Below are 17,814 nucleotides of genomic sequence, written 5' to 3'. Positions count from 1 at the left end.
TCTATTGTAATATGGCGTCTTTTTTAACCTCAGAAACGATGACAACATTATCAGACTTTAAGTTATTTACTGCAAATCTTAAGAAACAGGATCAATTGATGCCTGTTTTATTTATTGGTCATGGTTCACCCATGAATGGGATTGAACATAACCAGTTTAGCAATAATTGGGCACAATTGGCAAAAGAGATTCCGGAGCCCGCTGCTATTTTGGTGGTGTCTGCACATTGGCTGACCCGCGGAACGAAAATAACAGCTATGGATTTTCCCGAAACGATACATGATTTCGGAGGATTTCCCAGGGAATTGTACGAGGTAGAATACCCGGCACCTGGCAATCCCGAGCTCGCAAAAGAAACAGCAGCGTTAATTAAAACTGCTGATGTGGAATTAACACATGATTGGGGCCTCGACCACGGTGCCTGGACTGTTGTGAAGAATATGTATCCTGAGCCTAAAATCCCGGTATTACAATTAAGCATCGATTATACCAAAGGTGCACAATATCACTATGACCTTGCGAAAGAGCTTGCGTCTCTGCGCAACAAAGGCGTGCTTATAATGGGAAGCGGTAATATGGTTCACAATCTCAGGTTAGTATCTTTCGACAAAATTGACACAGAGTTTGGTTTTGATTGGGCTGTTGAAATGAATGAAGTTTTCAAAAAGAACATCGTGAACCGCGACCACCTGGCGTTAATTAATTATGAAAAATTTGGAAACGCTGGGAAACTGGCAATCCCCACACCTGATCATTACTATCCGCTTTTATATACATTGGGGTTGCAAGGTAAAAATGAGGTAGCTCATATTTTCAACGATAAATTAATGGCCGGCTCACTCACAATGACCTCCCTAATGATTAATTAACTCGTGGAATAAATTAGTATTAACCGAAAATTAATTATCTGTTTCTATTTCACATTTCCGCAATGAAGTATTCTACAATTTATTCACAATTTTAAATGAAATCAGGTTTAAAAAGATGCTGTTCGATTGCCGGTTGGACATTGTAGATATTTATTGAAGAATCCTTCTACCACACTATGTTTCGTGATAAATAATTACATTTGCCCATTGTAAAATGTAACATTTTTTGTTTTCCATACCCGATTGAATAGGAATAATTTGGGGAGGATGTATTTTTCCAATTTCCTTTTAGAATTAACCAACTTTACAGTTGCTTCAGATATCAGAATAATTAGCCCGTCATCACATTTAGAGGACTGCTGTTTAATTTTAGTTTAAATATTTAATGTAAATATGGCCAATAAAGGTTTGTACAATCCGCAATTTGAACATGACTCATGTGGAATTGGATTCGTTGCCAATATAAAAAGCAATAAAAGCCACCAGATAATTTCTGATGCTTTGACGATTCTTGAAAATATGGAACACCGGGGAGCTTGTGGTTGCGAAGCCAATACAGGTGACGGAGCAGGGATCCTGATTCAGACACCACACGAATTTTTCTTTGATGAATGTTTAAAGTTGGGGATTCACTTACCAACCTATAGTAAATACGGGGTAGGTGTTTTGTTTTTCCCCAAAGACATCAGGCTTAGAGAAGAATGTCGCGATATTTTCAACCGTTCTGCGGAAACTCTGGGACTGGAAATTCTCGGTTATCGTCGAGTACCCGTGAATACTGATGGTATCGGTCTTACAGCATTATCAGTAGAACCAGAAATTGAGCAGGTTTTTATTGCCTGCCCGGATCATATCAACAATCCTGATGATTTTGAAAGAAAATTATTTGTGTTAAGAAATTATGCCGCACAAACAATTAACAATACAGTAAGAAAGGATGCGATTGGGTTTTACGTTGCTTCACTTTCTTACAAAACAGTTATCTATAAAGGACAGCTTACCAGCCTACAATTGCGAAATTATTATCCTGATCTGAGTAATAAAAAAATTGTGTCAGCATTTGGCCTTATACATTCCCGCTTTGCAACTAATACCTTTCCTTCCTGGAAGCTTGCGCAGCCGTTTAGATATATTGCCCACAACGGTGAAATAAATACTTTACAGGGAAATTTAAACTGGTTACGCACAAGCGAAAAGAGTTTTGTTTCTCAATATTTCAGCAAGGAAGATATGGAAATGTTGCTGCCCGTTGTGGAGCAGGGACAGTCCGATTCGGCCAGCCTTGATAACATGATAGAATTGCTTACATTATGTGGCCGCTCTCTTCCACATGTTATGATGATGTTGATTCCTGAAGCGTGGGACGGTAACGAACATATGGATCCTGTAAAAAAAGCTTTTTATGAATTCCATGCTTCATTTATGGAACCCTGGGACGGACCTGCATCCATTTCATTTACAGATGGAAGGTTGATTGGTGCAACTTTAGACAGGAATGGACTTCGGCCTTCGAGGTATTGTATTACTACCGATGATCGGGTAATTATGGCATCAGAGACAGGGGTACTTCCCATAGATCCAAAACTTATTAAGGAAAAAGGAAGATTACAACCGGGGAAAATGTTTGTTGTCGATTTGGGAGAAGGAAGAATTATTAGTGATGATGAAATCAAACATAAAATCTGTTCACAAAAACCTTACAGTGAATGGTTGAATAAATATAAAATCCGGCTGGAAGAATTGCCGGAACCGCGGGTTATGTTTACCCACCTGGAGCACCAGCAGGTTTTTAAATATCAAAAAGCGTTTGGTTATACAACGGAAGACCTGGATTTATTGATTGCACCGATGGCTTTGACCGGAAAAGAACCAACTGGCTCAATGGGCAGCGACGTACCATTAGCAGTTTTGAGTGATGAACCCCAGCACCTGAGCAGCTATTTTAAACAGCTTTTCGCACAGGTAACAAATCCTCCCATTGATCCGATCCGGGAGAAGTTAGTGATGTCTCTTGCAACTTTCGTTGGTAATAATGGAAATCTTCTCGAGGAAGATCCATTGTCATGCCATTGTGTTGCCCTTAAACATCCTGTATTATCTAATCATGAATTGGAAAAAATCAGGAGTATAGATACCGGGATTTTTCAGGCAAAAACGCTACAGACCTATTTTATGGCTGATGGTAAGCCGGGTTCATTACAAAGAGGTATTGAACGCCTGTGCCGTTATGCTGTCGATGCAGTTGCTGATGGTTTTGAAGTATTGATATTATCAGACAGAGCAATTGATTCAGAGCATGCTGCAATTCCTTCTTTGTTGGCAACTTCAGCCGTTCACCATCATTTAATTAAGAAAGGTTTGCGTGGGCAGGTAGGTTTGGTTATTGAAGCAGGGGATGTATGGGAAGTGCACCACTTCGCTTGCCTTATCGGCTTTGGTGCTACGTGTATCAATCCGTACCTGGCCTTGTCAACCATACGAGATATGAAGATTTCGGGGAAATTGATTACAGATCTCAATTCGACTGATCTTAAGAAAAACTATGTAAAGGCGGTCAATGACGGATTACTGAAGGTATTTTCAAAAATGGGCATTTCTACATTTCAGTCTTACCAGGGAGCGCAAATTTTTGAAATAATAGGAATTGACAGGTCGGTTATAAGCAAATATTTTATTGGAGCAACCTCCCGAATTGAAGGTATGGGACTAGATGAAATCGCCACGGAGACGTTAGTCAAACATTTCTTTTCTTTTAGTAGGAAGAGTATTCCGATTGAGCGGCTTACTGTTGGGGGCGCTTATCAATGGAAACGTAAAGGAGAATTTCATTTATTCAATCCACAAACAATCCACTTGCTGCAATATTCTACAAGAATGAATGATTATTCAATCTTTAAGAAATATTCAAAACTGGTAAACGATCAAACTGAAAAAGCTGCTACACTAAGAAGTCTTTTTCAATTTAAAAATATTAGACCTTCAATTTCGATAGACGACGTAGAGCCTGCAGAAAATATTTATAAAAGGTTTGCTACAGGTGCCATGTCTTTTGGCTCCATTTCATGGGAAGCCCATACTACCCTGGCCATCGCAATGAACCGGCTCGGCGGTAAAAGTAATACTGGCGAGGGTGGAGAAGATGAAGTAAGGTATGTAAGATTGCCTAACGGTGACTCAATGCGCAGTTCTATAAAACAGGTTGCATCTGCCAGGTTTGGCGTTACAAGTGAATATCTCACAGAAGCGGACGAACTGCAGATAAAAATGGCTCAGGGAGCCAAGCCAGGCGAGGGTGGACAATTACCCGGACATAAAGTTGACGACTGGATTGGACGGGTTCGCCATGCAACAGCAGGAGTTGGGTTAATTTCGCCTCCACCTCATCATGATATTTATTCCATTGAAGATCTGGCTCAATTAATCTTTGATCTAAAAAATGCTAACAGGAATGCCAGGATAAATGTAAAATTAGTTTCAAAGGCAGGTGTAGGTACTATTGCCGCAGGTGTCGCAAAAGCAAAGGCTGATGTTATTTTGATTTCTGGTCATGACGGAGGTACAGGGGCTTCGCCGCTTAGTTCTATAAAGCATGCAGGGCTACCATGGGAACTTGGTCTTGCGGAAACGCATCAAACATTAGTAAAAAACAAACTTCGCAGCCGTGTAATTGTGCAGACGGACGGACAATTAAAAACGGGAAGGGACATTGCAATTGCAACTTTGTTAGGTGCCGAAGAGTGGGGTGTTGCAACGGCAGCCTTGGTGGTGGAAGGATGTATCATGATGCGGAAATGCCACTTAAATACCTGCCCGGTAGGCGTTGCGACTCAAAACCCTGAACTAAGAAAACGTTTCACAGGCGATGCTGACCATGTTGTTAATTTGTTTAAATTTTTAACTCAGGAATTAAGAGAGATAATGGCTGAGCTTGGTTTTAGAACTATTAATGAGATGGTGGGCCAGGTAGATTATCTTGAAAAAAGGGAAAATATAACTCATCCTAAGTTTGCTAAATTGGATTTGTCACCCATCTTATATAAAGAGCCAGCGTCTGAATTTACAGGTTTGTTCAAATCGGAAGAACAGGATCATGGCTTAGCTAATGTGCTTGATTGGAAGTTATTAAAAGCGGCAGAGCCGGCTATTGATCACCTTCAAAAAGTGAAGCAATCATTTAATATTCAAAATACTGACAGAACCACTGGTACGATTTTATCAAATGAAATCTCAAAAAAATATAAAGCAGCGGGATTGCCCGATGATACTGTTCACTTCAAATTTACCGGTACTGCCGGTCAGAGTTTTGCGGCATTTAATACAAAAGGTGTGACGCTTGAATTAGAGGGAGACGCTAACGATTATTTTGGCAAGGGCCTTAGCGGCGCTAAGCTAATTGTTTATCCATCAAAGGATGCAGGGTTTGTTCCCGAAGAAAATATTATCGTTGGGAATGTGGCTTTTTATGGCGCTACTTCGGGAGAATCCTATATCCGCGGAAAAGCAGGAGAGCGTTTTTGTGTTCGTAATTCAGGCGCAAATGTGGTAGTAGAAGGAGTAGGGGATCACGGTTGCGAATATATGACCGGGGGTAACGCCGTTATCTTGGGAGAAACGGGAAGAAATTTTGCTGCAGGTATGAGCGGGGGAATTGCTTATGTATATAATGTCCAGCATAATTTCGATTCATTGTGTAATAAAGAAATGGTTGACTTGGATCCCGTCGACGGAGACAGCAAAGATGAAAAGTTACTGCGTCACATGATCGGTCAGCATTACCAACTGACCAAAAGCACTATTGCAAAGTTCATTCTAAATGATTTTGAAAATCAATTGAAAAATTTTGTAAAAGTATTTCCGAAAGATTACAAGAAAATACTGGTTGAAAGAAAAGAAATGATTCCCGTAAAATAATACAAGCATTTATAATTTATAAAGATTTTTAAAAATAAGAATATTTAATTGTTAGATTGAATGGCAAAACCAACAGGATTTTTAGAATTTACCAGGGAACTTCCCCAAAAACGACCGCCGGGCGAAAGAGTTAATGATTACTATGAATTCGTGGAGAGATATACAGATGAAAAATTAAATCAGCAGGCGGCACGATGCATGGATTGCGGAATTCCTTTTTGTCATCACGGATGTCCGTTAGGCAATGTTATTCCGGAATTTAATGACGCCGTTTACAGAAAAAGCTGGAAAGAGGCTTACGACATTCTCACCTCAACAAACAATTTTCCTGAGTTTACCGGGCGTATTTGCCCCGCTCCTTGCGAAACATCATGCGTATTAGGTATTAATCAACCCGCAATTACAATTGAAGAAATAGAAAAACATATCATTGAAATTGCATTCGACCACGGGTTTGTAAGGGCTAAAAAGCCAAATGTAAGAACAGGCAAAAAAATTGCCATTGTGGGCTCCGGTCCCGCTGGCCTGGCAGCGGCTGCACAATTGAATTATGCAGGCCACATGGTTACTGTGTTTGAACGCGACGACATGCCTGGAGGATTACTGAGATACGGAATTCCCGATTTCAAATTAGAAAAATGGGTTGTTGAACGCAGAATTAAATTAATGGAGGAAGAAGGTGTTGTTTTCAATTGTAATTCAAACGTGGGAGTTGATATAAGTATCAATGATCTGCTTCGTGAATATCACGCAATTGTATTGGCAGGAGGTTCTACCATTCCTAGGGATTTAAGTATTCCCGGAAGAGAATTAAAAGGAGTCTATTTCGCGATGGATTTTTTGAAACAACAAAATAAACGAGTTTCGGATATTGAAACAGAAGCGGAAAATATTTTTGCCTCTAATAAGAATGTGGTGGTAATTGGCGGTGGAGATACGGGGAGCGATTGTGTCGGTACATCAAATCGGCACAAAGCAGCATCAGTAACCCAATTCGAGCTATTGCCAAAGCCTCCCGACAGTCGCACTTCTTATATGCCCTGGCCAACCTATCCAATGTTAATGAAGACAACCAGTTCCCATGAAGAAGGTGTTGAGCGTAATTGGGCAATTGCTACTAAAGAATTCGTTGGAGACGAAGAAGGTAATCTTAAAGCTTTGAAGATTGTTAGTCTTGAGTGGAAATTTACAGATGACAATAGGCCGGCGAAATTTGTGGAGGTAGAAGGAAGTGAGACTGAAATTCCGTGCGAGCTTGCGTTGTTGGCAATGGGATTTTTGCATCCTCAGCACGAAGGCTTACTTGAACAGCTTGAAATTGAACTGGATGAAAGAGGCAATGTAAGAGCTTCGGAAAAAAATTATCACACAAACATTTCAAAAATATTTGCGGCCGGCGATATGCGCAGAGGCCAGTCATTAGTTGTTTGGGCAATATCGGAGGGTAGGGAATGCGCTAGGAAAGTAGATGAATATCTTATGGGGCATTCTTTGCTTGAGGCAAAAGACCAGAATATTTTACATGAGATTTAGATAATTCTTTATATTAAAAAGAGTCCTGCGCCGAGCAGGATTTTTTAGGTTGAAAATTTTATATTAAAAATTAAAATATATAAAAAAATATTTATTAACATCGAGAGTGGTTAATTGTGGAATATTGATGTAATTAATTGATAATCATATTGTTGATAAAATTGTTAGATATATTATAAATATAAATATATAATTATATTGATTAAAAAATCAAAAAATTAAATATGTTTGACTTATGAACTTAAATAATAGAGAAATAAATTCGAAATTAATTATTCCGATTATTATTATATTATTATTTTTTCGTATGCCTGCCAAGAGCAATTATTCGAACTCAACATTTTTCCGTGGCATAGCAAAAATGTCAGGGAAATGAACAAGTATCCTTACAGTATGAAAAACATTTACAAAGTACGATGCTGGTAGAATTTACTGGTGCTTTAGCCCAAAAAAGGAAAGGAGCGTAGCTGATCGATTAACTTCTGAGAAAAGTTAATCAGTTACACCCCTTTCATTATTAATCTTTAAATCTAAAACAATGTTAAGAAAAATTTTCTTAGGTGCAATCGTATGTCTAACTTTTATTTCAGGTTTCTCTCAGTCTGATTCTACAAAACCCACAGCGCCACCTTCGCCGGCGCCAACGATCACTGGATCCGTTGATGCTTATTTCCGGTATAATTTTAATGATCCAAAGGATCACACCAACAATTTTACCAGTTTCACAAATGCACAGAATTCCTTCCAGTTGGGGATGGCGAGCATAAGGGCTGACCATAGTTTCGGGAAAGCAAGCGCCACAATAGATTTGGGATTCGGCACGCGAGCTGAAGAATTTGCTTACGGAGATCCAAATCATCCAACTTTATTTGCAGTCAAGCAAGCTTATATTAGTTATGCGATTTCCGATAAATTCAAACTTACTATAGGGAAATGGGCAACCCATATCGGATATGAAGTAACTGATGCTTACCTGAATCGTAACTACAGCATGGACTACATGTTTTCTTACGGACCTTTTTCTCACACTGGTCTTAAGGCTGATATAGGCCTTGGTAAAAAGAGCGCCTTGATGTTGGGCGTAGCTAACACAACTGATGTAGTGGCTGAGGCCGGTTCGAGAAGATATGCAATCGCCCAATTCAGTACTGGCACATCAGACGACAAAGTAAAGTTTTATTTGAACTACCAGGGTTCGTATGGTGGCTCTTTCAGTACTACCCAGTTTGACGCTGTGTTAACCGCGGCTGTTACTGACAAGTTCAGCATTGGATATAACGGCACGGTGCAGACAACAAAGCCGGAAGGCGGCTCAAGTGCCAGTTGGTGGGGCTCTGCAGTTTACCTGACAGCAGATCCTACAGCTGCTTTTGGAATCACACTGCGCGGCGAATATTTTGATAACAAAAAAGCCGTGGTTGCTGCGCCCGCTTCCGGCATATTTGATTTAACACTATCACCTAATTTCAGAGTAGGAAACCTTACTATAATTCCCGAGCTGAGAGTAGATGCGGGTAGCAATGAAATTTTTCTCAAAGGTGACGGCGTAACCGGCGCCAAAACAACGGTTACAGGTATACTCGCAGCCACATATCATTTTTAAATCTTTAACCACCATTTTTTACACACAAAAACCTTAACAATGAGATTATCTGATTTCACTAAAAGCTTTTACTTTTCGCGGAAAGGATTTTTCAAAATCTTTATCCCGCTGCTGATGGTATTGTTTATTACTATCGCACTTCCGGCTGTTGCACAGGACGCCGCCGGCACAAAAACCGGAACAATAAATGATGTTACTTCAGCTACAGTTGGGAAACCAACCGTAACAGAAATTGGCGACCAGGCCGGCCACAATAAAATTGCAATTAATATAATGTGGACGCTCATTACAGGCTTCCTCGTAATGTTTATGCAGGCTGGTTTTGCAATGGTTGAAACCGGTTTTACACAGAAGAAAAACGTGGCCCACACCATGACCATGAATTTTATGGTGTATGCAATTGGTATGCTCGGTTTCTGGATATGCGGTTTCGCATTTATGTTTGGAGGAGCCCTGAACGTGGCATCTTTAGGAGGTGCTGCAGGAGTTGCGAGCAGTGAATTCACAGTCCATTTATTTGGACATGATTTTGGACTTTGGGGTAAAGCAGGATATTTCCTAAATAGTAATGTTTATGATGTAGGAGTTTTCACATTATTCCTTTTCCAGATGGTGTTTATGGATACCACTGCCACCATACCTACGGGCGCAATGGCAGAAAGATGGCATTTCAAATCTTTTATTGTTTTCGGTTTCTTCATATCCATGTTCGTTTATCCAATTTTCGGTAACTGGGTTTGGGGTGGCGGATGGTTATCCCAACTTGGCGCCAACTTTGGATTAGGACATGGACACGTTGACTTTGCAGGTTCTTCAGTAGTGCATGAAGTAGGTGGCGTAGCAGCTTTGGCAGGAGCTATCGTTATTGGCCCCCGTATTGGTAAATATGGTAAAGATGGATCAGTAAATACTATTCCCGGTCACAATATTCCAATGGCAATAATAGGAACGTTTATTCTCGCATTTGGCTGGTTCGGTTTTAACCCCGGATCAACTCTCGCCGGAACTGACCTACGTATTTCAATTGTTGCCGTAAATACAATGCTTGCCAGTGCAGGCGGAGCTTTTGCAGCGGCTTTATATATGAAAGCAAAAACAAAAAAATGGGATCCGGCAATGATGGCCAATGGTATGCTGGCTGGTCTGGTTGCGATTACTGCTCCTTGCGCATTTGTAAATGCCCTCTCCGCAGTTATTATAGGTGTTATTGCAGGCATACTGGTAATAGTTGTAGCAATATTCGTTGATACAAAATTAAAAATTGATGATCCGGTAGGTGCATTCGCTGTTCATGGTGCAAATGGTATCTGGGGTGTTCTTTCTCTCGGGTTATTTGCAGATGGTTCTTACGGCGATGGATGGAACGGAGTTGCTGGTACGGTAAAAGGTTTGTTTTATGGCGATGGTAAACAATTTTTAGCTGAATTTATTGGCGCCTTAACATGCTTTGTATTTGTATTTGTGGTAATGTATATATTCTTCAAGATTTGTAAAGGTACAGCGATTGGACTCAGGTCAACTGCTGAGGAAGAAATAGGAGGTCTTGATATTCCTGAAATGGGTGTTCACGGTTATGTTGATTAATTAACCATATTTCCGGGGCGCTCTTTTGGGGCGCTTCCGGAATTTTTAAAAAATTAGGTTTGACAAAATTCATCAGAAAAGCTATCGATCCTATAAGGATTTTTATATCGGATAGCAGGTTTACAGGAATATTATTGCTAGCATGTACAGCGGTTTCATTAATCTTATCCAATTCAACTAACGGTGAGGCGTATAGGGGATTATGGAATAACGATATCCATTTGGGACTCCCTTTTCCACTTCCTCATTCGGGTTTAACGTGGATCAATGATTTTTTAATGGCCATTTTTTTCTTGCTCGCGGGTATGGAAATAAAACGCGAACTGTTAACCGGTGAATTGTCAAGTTTTAAAAGAGCGGTGTTGCCTTTTGGAGCGGCTTTGGGAGGAATGATCGTCCCTGCTCTTATTTATTCTTCTTTCAATATAACATCAAGCTTCGCTCATGGTTGGGGAATACCCACAGCTACTGATATTGCATTTTCATTGGGTATTGCTTCTTTGTTTGGGAAGAAAGTGCCCGCAAGTTTAAAAATATTCCTGATGGCATTGGCAATTATCGATGACCTGGGTGCCATTGTAGTAATTGCACTTTTTTATGGCAACCAAATAAAATGGATGTTCCTTTTAGGAGCAGCGCTTGCATATGGAGCTATCTGGACATTTAATTACTTTAAGGTGAAACAAGGTGTTATACAACTTGTTCTTTCGTTTGCATTGTGGTACCTGATATTTAATTCTGGTATAGAAGCGAGTATAAGCGGGGTGCTAATTGCCTTTACTATTCCTGTAAATTCATTACCAAAATTCGAGAAAGCTATTCATAAGCTGGTTAACTTCTTTATTCTGCCAGTTTTTGCCTTAGCCAATACGGCTATTATGATTCCTGCAGATATTGTAGGTTCATTGAACGATAGTGTGAGTTTGGGAATTATGTTTGGACTAGTTCTCGGCAAGCCGATTGGTATTTTTATTTTCAGCAGGGCTATGATTGCGCTTAAGATTGCAAAACTGCCTACCAATACAAATTTGAAGCAGCTATTAGGTGTCGGTTCATTGGCAGGTATAGGCTTTACCATGTCGATCTTTACCACAGCGCTTGCCTTTCACGAAGAAACATATAGAGATATTGCGAAAATTTCGATTCTTTTAAGTCTCGTATTATCGATGTTATTTAGTTTTATTTATTTTAGAATGATTCATCCAAAGGTTGTTGTAAAGCCTGCTCACAAACGACCTCCTTTAACACATTCGCAGGCTTCATTGGCAATGGGTTAAATACTGGAGCGCAACATTGGCTGCTTGCTAAAAATAGATTTGAAATATTTTCCCTTTTGGAAACTAAAAAGCTTTTCATTTCTATGAAAGGCTTTTTTAAATTCGGGCGCTGAACTTTCAGGAGTGAAAAGTTCAGGTATTATGGCATCTTTTAAAGAAATTGTATAAATTGACGCTTAGCAATTAAAACAGTCAAATCATTATGTCAACGTTAATAGTAATAGGGTTCATCCTGGTAATTGTATTAGCCGTTATTTTTCTTGCCTGGCGGGACGACAGGATTGGTGATCTCGGAAAGCGTGTAGAGATACTGGAACAACAGGCAAACAAAAAAATCGTAAGCAGGCTATTCTTTGTAGAGTTGAAATCGGTAAACAGTGTACTGGATACTCTCAATAATTGTTTCTACGAAATTGATGCCAATGGCGACTACGATATCGACACAGAATACAGGCTCGATGATGTGTCCGACGAATGGTGGGATTCTTTATCAATGAACGACCTTGCTGTTGTAAATAAAATGAAAAATGCAAAAACATAAATTCACGGGACTGTTATCAAAACCAAAGCTGCCTGATGATAATACCATTTCCTGGATTTAGCTGACATCAACAATCACATTCTTTTCATTCTTCGGATCGATTCTAATGTTTATTTCTTTGCCTGGTTGAAAAAACATCATTCGTTTACGGGAAACGATTGTTTTACAACCCGCCGTATACACCTGCCCCTCCTTATTTTTAATTTCCATTAGAAGCTTGAATTGAGGGTTTTGGTTAACCGTGATATTGGTTTCGTGCACCTCTAATATCTTCGCTTTCGCGGGAATGCCTTCGGTTTGTAATCGCCGGGTATTAAATTTCGGCTGCCATAAAAATTTGTATAAGAAATAGCCCATGCCGCCGAAAACAACAACCAACGCAAAAGCGACAGGAATACTGTTTGGCCCGCCCGCCTTCAGTACAGCTCTCACCGCTATAATTACTCCCGCGATGCCACCAAGAATTCCAACAAGGTCCCAACGGATTTTTTTCATAAATGAATTTTATTCAAATTGTTCAAAATAAATAATCTCAACCTAAAAAACTGTTGTTATTCAAAGCCAAAATATTTATGGATTAAGGCAGTAAATAGGCAGTCAATTTACATGTTTAAAGTTTGATACAAGGCACTATGATGTTCAAAAAATATAATGTTGTGTCAACTTTAAGATGAAGCATACACTAAGATCACAATGCGGAATCCTTAGTGTTCTTCGTGGCCCTGTTTGCCGACAGGCAGGTTTGTGGGAGCAATGATCAAGACATAATAAACATTGGACCAGCTTATAGTTCTTCTCCATGCTGGCTCACATCAAGCCCCGCAATTTCATCTTCTGCGGAAACCCGGAGAGGACTGATGAGATCAGTTATCTTCAGCAACAACAGCGACCCGAAAAACGCAAATACCGATACCGCTGCTAAAGCTATAAGATGCACCGTAAATAGATGCGTCTCACCATAAAAAAGACCATTTCCCGTGGTATTACCAGCATTTACATTTTGATGTGCAAATACGCCGGTAAGCAGCATGCCTACCATGCCACCAACTCCATGACAGGGGAATACATCCAAGGTGTCGTCAATTGAAGTTCTGGAACGCCAGATGACAACCAGGTTGCTCACAACAGCGGCAACTATGCCAATCGTTAGTGAGTTCGGAATAGTAACAAAACCTGCGGCCGGGGTTATGGCAACAAGACCCACAACGGCTCCTATACAGCCTCCCATTACCGACGGTTTCTTACCCCGTAAAATATCAAAGAATATCCATGATATCGCAGCGGCAGCAGATGCTGTAGTCGTGGTGGCCAATGCGGTAGCAGCCAAATCTCCTGAACTCAATGCAGACCCGGCGTTGAATCCAAACCAGCCAAACCACAACAGCCCGGTCCCTAATAATACATAGCTGATTCTTGCGGGCTGATGCACCTGAACATGCCTTTGTTTAAGATATATGGCCGATGCCAACGCAGCCCAACCTGCAGACATGTGCACAACTGTTCCGCCCGCAAAATCCAGCACACCTGCTTTGAACATTAAGCCATCCGGGTGCCATGTCGAGTGGGCCAGCGGCGCGTAGATGCAAATCATAAAAAGACACAGAAAAATAAGATAGGAATTAAACCGGATTCTTTCAGCAAACGCCCCTGTTATTAAAGCAGGCGTAATAACTGCAAACTTCAACTGGAACATGGCGAAAAGTACAATGGGGATGGTGGGTGCCAGTTTCCAGGTTGCATTGCCGAGCATGCCCTTCATCATGAAGAAAGTCGAAGGATTCCCTATGAGGCCATGAACATCATCCCCGAAAGCCAGGCTAAAGCCAAAAATTACCCAGATGACGGTTATAACACCCATGCATACAAAACTTTGCATCATTGTCGAGAGTACGTTTTTTTTGCGAACCATTCCGCCATAAAAGAAAGCCAACCCAGGCGTCATTATCAATACGAGAGCGGTGGCTGTTAGCATCCACGCTGTATCGCCGGAATCAATTTTGTTGCCTTCAATGTGTACAAGTGAATGAGAAGGGAAAATAAGTGTCAGTATCAGGATTAGTAGAAGTATGGCAAAAGGAACAAATTTTTTCACGCTGGTATATTTTGGTAGTTGAGAATAAATAGTTAGATATAATGATAATTGTTATTAAAAGGATGTATCCGCAGAAAGCAATGCATTTAAAGTTAGTATTACAACAGGAGCGTATAAGAATTCCAATCACCAGAAAGCATGAAACGGGAAGAAAATAAGTGTCGACTCAAGATTGAGATCCCTATTGATATTTGAAGGTACATACAGGTAAGGGAAAAGGTTAGTTAAGCGCTGTTTGCTAATGATATTAGAAGACTTGCTAAATCTGGTATTTCTACCGGCTTGGGTAATAAATATTTTTGAGTCGCTGTTCCTGTTTAATAAATCCTCCCCCCGGGTCGGTTTACATGCTTTAACCTCGGCAGTTGAGTGGGATGGATGACTGTTATGAACGAAACGTTTGGAGGAAATTCTATTGTACAAAGTAGCCGCGTGGACCAGTTGTGAAAGTACCGGCGATTTCAGAGTAAAAAGTGCAAATGCCCCGTAATACTTCATGCCTTACTGTTGTTTATTATATTATAAATATTTATATGTAGATTACTTCTTGTGAATATCGACTTCTTGAGGTCATTTGTTTTCAAAAAACTAATTTGTTAAACCTTTTTTGGCGAAAATATAGGATTTACCCAAATAAAATTTGTATATCTGTCCTTTGTGAATAATTAGGGTAAAATATTTTAAGACTGTCAAAAGACTCTGATATTTTTCAGAAAAGATGAGGCTCATTTCAGAAAGATGAACGACTTCTAAAAAAGGAAGCGGCAACTTTCGAAAAAGATGAAGCGCTTAAATTAAAAAGATGAAAAAGTTAATAATAATACTAATAGCTGCCTTATTCTTTATTTCCGCGCCGGCACAGAGCAGGAAAGACGGCTACGGCAAGCAAGATCGTAACCAGGTAAGTCAAACCCCGGGGCAGGACATCAGTGAAAACATGCGATCAGTTAATAAGGGCCGTTAGATGCGGCGTTTATTTATTTACATGATATCTTTTTCACAAGCGCCCGGCTTGACAGCGTAGCTTCCCCCCTCATCGTGCCTTAATAATTTTAAGGATTTCGACAAAAGTTGATTCCAGCGAACGACCTAACTTACTGGCTGTCGACCCGTTGATTTAAACTTAATACCAATTTTTGCTTATAAAAAAATTTGACAAAATTTGCATTTGACGTAAAACATTTTTAGTTTTAGTGATAATAACCCCATTAATCAAAACTTACGCAACGCAGTTCCTGAATTTTATTTAAGTCTCCTTATTTTCCGTAAACTCTTACGGCAGCACGTAATGGTTTTTTTTAGATAAGTAATTCAATACGTATGTTTTAAAATCAACAGGTGAATTTATGAAGCTCAACAGGGCACCCATATGCAGCGTCACGTGGATAAGCATTAGAAAACCGGCTTACTTTCTAATGTTGCTTATGCTGTCAAATGTTTCATTTTGTCAGTCAAAGATATCTGCAAAGCAAGGAGAACTAGATCTTAGTACCTGGAACTGGAACAAAGATGGCATTACTGATTTAAATGGCGATTGGGAGTTTTATTGGAATAAATTATATACACCTTCTTCGTTTGACACCGCTGATATATCGTCCCGTGCGTATGCTAATGTACCTGGGTTTTGGAATCGCCTTATTCCCGGAAAAGGAATATTAGAGCCAGGATTTGGTTATGCTACTTACCGGCTGAAAGTATTATGTCCCCCATCTAACGAAAAGCTTGCTCTAAAGTTTTTGACCATTAGCTCTGCATATAAATTATTTGTAAACGGCCAACAAATCTTCCAAATGGGGAATGTTGGAACGAGCAAAGCTGCTGCGACTGCCGCCTTCGTGCCTGCAATCGTTCCGGTAATTCCGAAAAATAATGAACTGAATATATTGATACAGGTATCAAATTTTGATTATGGCACAGGAGGTTTATGGGATTACATAAAATTAGGACCGAAGGAACAGATTGATGCTTATTGGATAAAAAATGTGTCGCGTGATTATTTTATTGCCGGCAGCTTTTTCCTAATGGGCGTATTTTATTTTGTAGTCTACCTCTTTTTCAGAAGGAGATTATCGCCTTTATATTTTAGTATCTTTTGTATATTAGTTGCCATTCGTCCGCTGGTAACCGATGAAATGGCCATTTACTATGTTGCCTACTGGAGTTGGCAATTTATAAAGCATATTGAGTTTGTGTCTTTATATTTAGCAGTTCCTATACTCTCTCTTTTCTCTTATGAATTATTTCCCGATGAATTTTCAAAGAGAATACTTCGTATGATCGTAATCGTTAGTGTTCCATTTGTACTGATAACGTTGATCTCTTCGCCTCTCATTTTTCGGTATTCCTTGCGCCTTTTCCAGGTATATATGTTCCTGACCGCATGCTATGGCTTGTATGTTTATGCAAACGCCGTTAGACATAAGAGGCCGGGGAGCGTTTACTTTTTGATCGGATTTGTTTTGTTTTTTATCACTTTTATTAACGATTTGCTTTATACCAGCCTTATTATTGAAAGCGTGCACCTGGTGTATGCAGGCCTTTTTGTTTTTGTTGTTTCGCAGGGGATAGCTCTTTCAAGGCAGTTTTTCTGGACCTTTTCAAGGCTTGAAATAGTGAATGCACAACTTGAACAAATAAACGATGAGTTAAGTAATAAGAATAATACCATTAACGAAACAAATGAAGAGTTAACCAAATTAAATGCGGAGCTGGATAGTCTGGTTTATAGAACTTCTCACGATTTGAGATCGCCTGTAACTTCAATTCTTACGCTCGTGGAAATTATTAAAGAAGAAAAGGATGAGGCTAAAAGAAATGAATATCTTAACATGCAAAAAAATACCTTATTCAGGTTGGATTCCTTAATAACGGATACATTGGATTTTGCAAAAAATAAGAGAATAGAACTGAATTATGAGCCGGTAGATTTTCGGGAGTTAATAGAAAGTGCTTTAGAGGACCATATTTTCTCTGAAAACTCTGAAAGTATCAGTCGAATTGTCGAAATACATCAACCGGTAAATTTTGTAACCGACAAAACAAGGCTGGATATGGTACTGCGTAATTTAATATCCAATGCTTTAAGATATCATAACAAAGAACAGGAGAATCCTTACCTGAAGATTGTGGTGAATACTACTGACAAACGGGCAGAATTGATGGTAGAAGATAACGGGCAAGGTATCGATGAAAAACATCTTGATCATGTTTTCACTTTATTTTACAGGGCGAATAAAATAACTACCGGTTCGGGTATTGGCCTCTATATTGTAAAGGATGCAATCGAAAAATTGGGCGGTACGATAAAAATAGCATCGCAAATTAATGTGGGGACAAAGTTTATGATCGACATACCTAATTGCGTATCCGAATGATCACGGGATATTTCCAGAAATATGGAATAT

At 39.7% G+C, this 17,814-nt stretch carries 11 protein-coding genes; 9 read left to right on the top strand and 2 right to left on the bottom strand.

Annotated elements, in window-relative coordinates; genetic code table 11:
- Positions 1-38: 38 nt before the first annotated feature.
- The 7 genes from ygiD to ACO1O5_RS07865 all read left to right on the top strand — a co-directional run bounded on the left by ygiD (position 39) and on the right by ACO1O5_RS07865 (position 12,318).
- The gene (gene ygiD / locus ACO1O5_RS07895; protein ID WP_486269298.1) at positions 39-869 is read left to right on the top strand and encodes a 4,5-DOPA-extradiol-dioxygenase; all 831 of its coding nucleotides are present in this window, start codon (positions 39-41) and stop codon (positions 867-869) included.
- Positions 870-1,262: 393 nt separating this feature from the next.
- On the top strand, positions 1,263-5,780 hold the full coding sequence (gltB, locus tag ACO1O5_RS07890; RefSeq protein WP_486269297.1) for a glutamate synthase large subunit: 4,518 nt from the start codon (positions 1,263-1,265) through the stop codon (positions 5,778-5,780).
- 60 nt (positions 5,781-5,840) lie between these two features.
- Complete coding sequence (locus ACO1O5_RS07885; protein ID WP_486269296.1) at positions 5,841-7,313, top strand: glutamate synthase subunit beta; 1,473 nt, start codon at positions 5,841-5,843, stop codon at positions 7,311-7,313.
- 538 nt (positions 7,314-7,851) lie between these two features.
- Entirely contained in the window at positions 7,852-8,916 is a 1,065-nt protein-coding gene (locus tag ACO1O5_RS07880; RefSeq protein ID WP_486269295.1) for an outer membrane beta-barrel protein, read from the top strand.
- A gap of 39 nt (positions 8,917-8,955) precedes the next feature.
- Positions 8,956-10,500: an ammonium transporter gene (locus tag ACO1O5_RS07875; RefSeq protein WP_486269294.1), complete on the top strand. Its 1,545-nt coding sequence runs from the start codon at positions 8,956-8,958 to the stop codon at positions 10,498-10,500.
- A 59-nt stretch (positions 10,501-10,559) separates the two neighbouring features.
- A complete protein-coding gene (gene nhaA, locus ACO1O5_RS07870) occupies positions 10,560-11,777 on the top strand; it encodes a Na+/H+ antiporter NhaA (protein WP_486269293.1) in 1,218 nt (405 codons plus the stop codon).
- 202 nt (positions 11,778-11,979) lie between these two features.
- The gene (locus ACO1O5_RS07865) at positions 11,980-12,318 is read left to right on the top strand and encodes a hypothetical protein (RefSeq protein WP_486269292.1); all 339 of its coding nucleotides are present in this window, start codon (positions 11,980-11,982) and stop codon (positions 12,316-12,318) included.
- A 57-nt stretch (positions 12,319-12,375) separates the two neighbouring features.
- Here the strand turns inward: ACO1O5_RS07865 and ACO1O5_RS07860 are convergent, their stop codons facing one another.
- Together ACO1O5_RS07860 and ACO1O5_RS07855 are read right to left on the bottom strand one after the other, a co-directional pair.
- Positions 12,376-12,813: a hypothetical protein gene (locus ACO1O5_RS07860; protein ID WP_486269291.1), complete on the bottom strand. Its 438-nt coding sequence runs from the start codon at positions 12,811-12,813 to the stop codon at positions 12,376-12,378.
- 289 nt (positions 12,814-13,102) lie between these two features.
- A complete protein-coding gene (locus ACO1O5_RS07855) occupies positions 13,103-14,410 on the bottom strand; it encodes an ammonium transporter (protein WP_486269290.1) in 1,308 nt (435 codons plus the stop codon).
- Positions 14,411-15,212: 802 nt separating this feature from the next.
- Between ACO1O5_RS07855 and ACO1O5_RS07850 the strand changes: the two genes are divergently transcribed.
- Positions 15,213-15,374, top strand: coding sequence for a hypothetical protein (locus ACO1O5_RS07850; protein WP_486269289.1), 162 nt, complete (start codon positions 15,213-15,215; stop codon positions 15,372-15,374).
- A 382-nt stretch (positions 15,375-15,756) separates the two neighbouring features.
- Positions 15,757-17,784, top strand: a complete 2,028-nt coding sequence (locus ACO1O5_RS07845; RefSeq protein WP_486269288.1) for a 7TM diverse intracellular signaling domain-containing protein — start codon at positions 15,757-15,759, stop codon at positions 17,782-17,784.
- Positions 17,785-17,814: the final 30 nt, after the last annotated feature.

The organism is Ginsengibacter sp. (assembly GCF_057362405.1).
Note: the sequence above shows the minus strand (reverse complement) of the source record. Positions and strands in the feature narration are given on the sequence as shown.

What these genes read in the sequence shown, in the direction of transcription:
- ygiD (WP_486269298.1), top strand. Translation starts at nt 39, where the DNA reads ATGACAACATTATCAGACTTTAAGTTATTTACTGCAAATCTTAAGAAA.
- gltB (WP_486269297.1), top strand. Translation starts at nt 1,263, where the DNA reads ATGGCCAATAAAGGTTTGTACAATCCGCAATTTGAACATGACTCATGT.
- ACO1O5_RS07885 (WP_486269296.1), top strand. Translation starts at nt 5,841, where the DNA reads ATGGCAAAACCAACAGGATTTTTAGAATTTACCAGGGAACTTCCCCAA.
- ACO1O5_RS07880 (WP_486269295.1), top strand. Translation starts at nt 7,852, where the DNA reads ATGTTAAGAAAAATTTTCTTAGGTGCAATCGTATGTCTAACTTTTATT.
- ACO1O5_RS07875 (WP_486269294.1), top strand. Translation starts at nt 8,956, where the DNA reads ATGAGATTATCTGATTTCACTAAAAGCTTTTACTTTTCGCGGAAAGGA.
- ACO1O5_RS07865 (WP_486269292.1), top strand. Translation starts at nt 11,980, where the DNA reads ATGTCAACGTTAATAGTAATAGGGTTCATCCTGGTAATTGTATTAGCC.
- ACO1O5_RS07860 (WP_486269291.1), bottom strand. Translation starts at nt 12,813, where the DNA reads ATGAAAAAAATCCGTTGGGACCTTGTTGGAATTCTTGGTGGCATCGCG.
- ACO1O5_RS07850 (WP_486269289.1), top strand. Translation starts at nt 15,213, where the DNA reads ATGAAAAAGTTAATAATAATACTAATAGCTGCCTTATTCTTTATTTCC.
- ACO1O5_RS07845 (WP_486269288.1), top strand. Translation starts at nt 15,757, where the DNA reads ATGAAGCTCAACAGGGCACCCATATGCAGCGTCACGTGGATAAGCATT.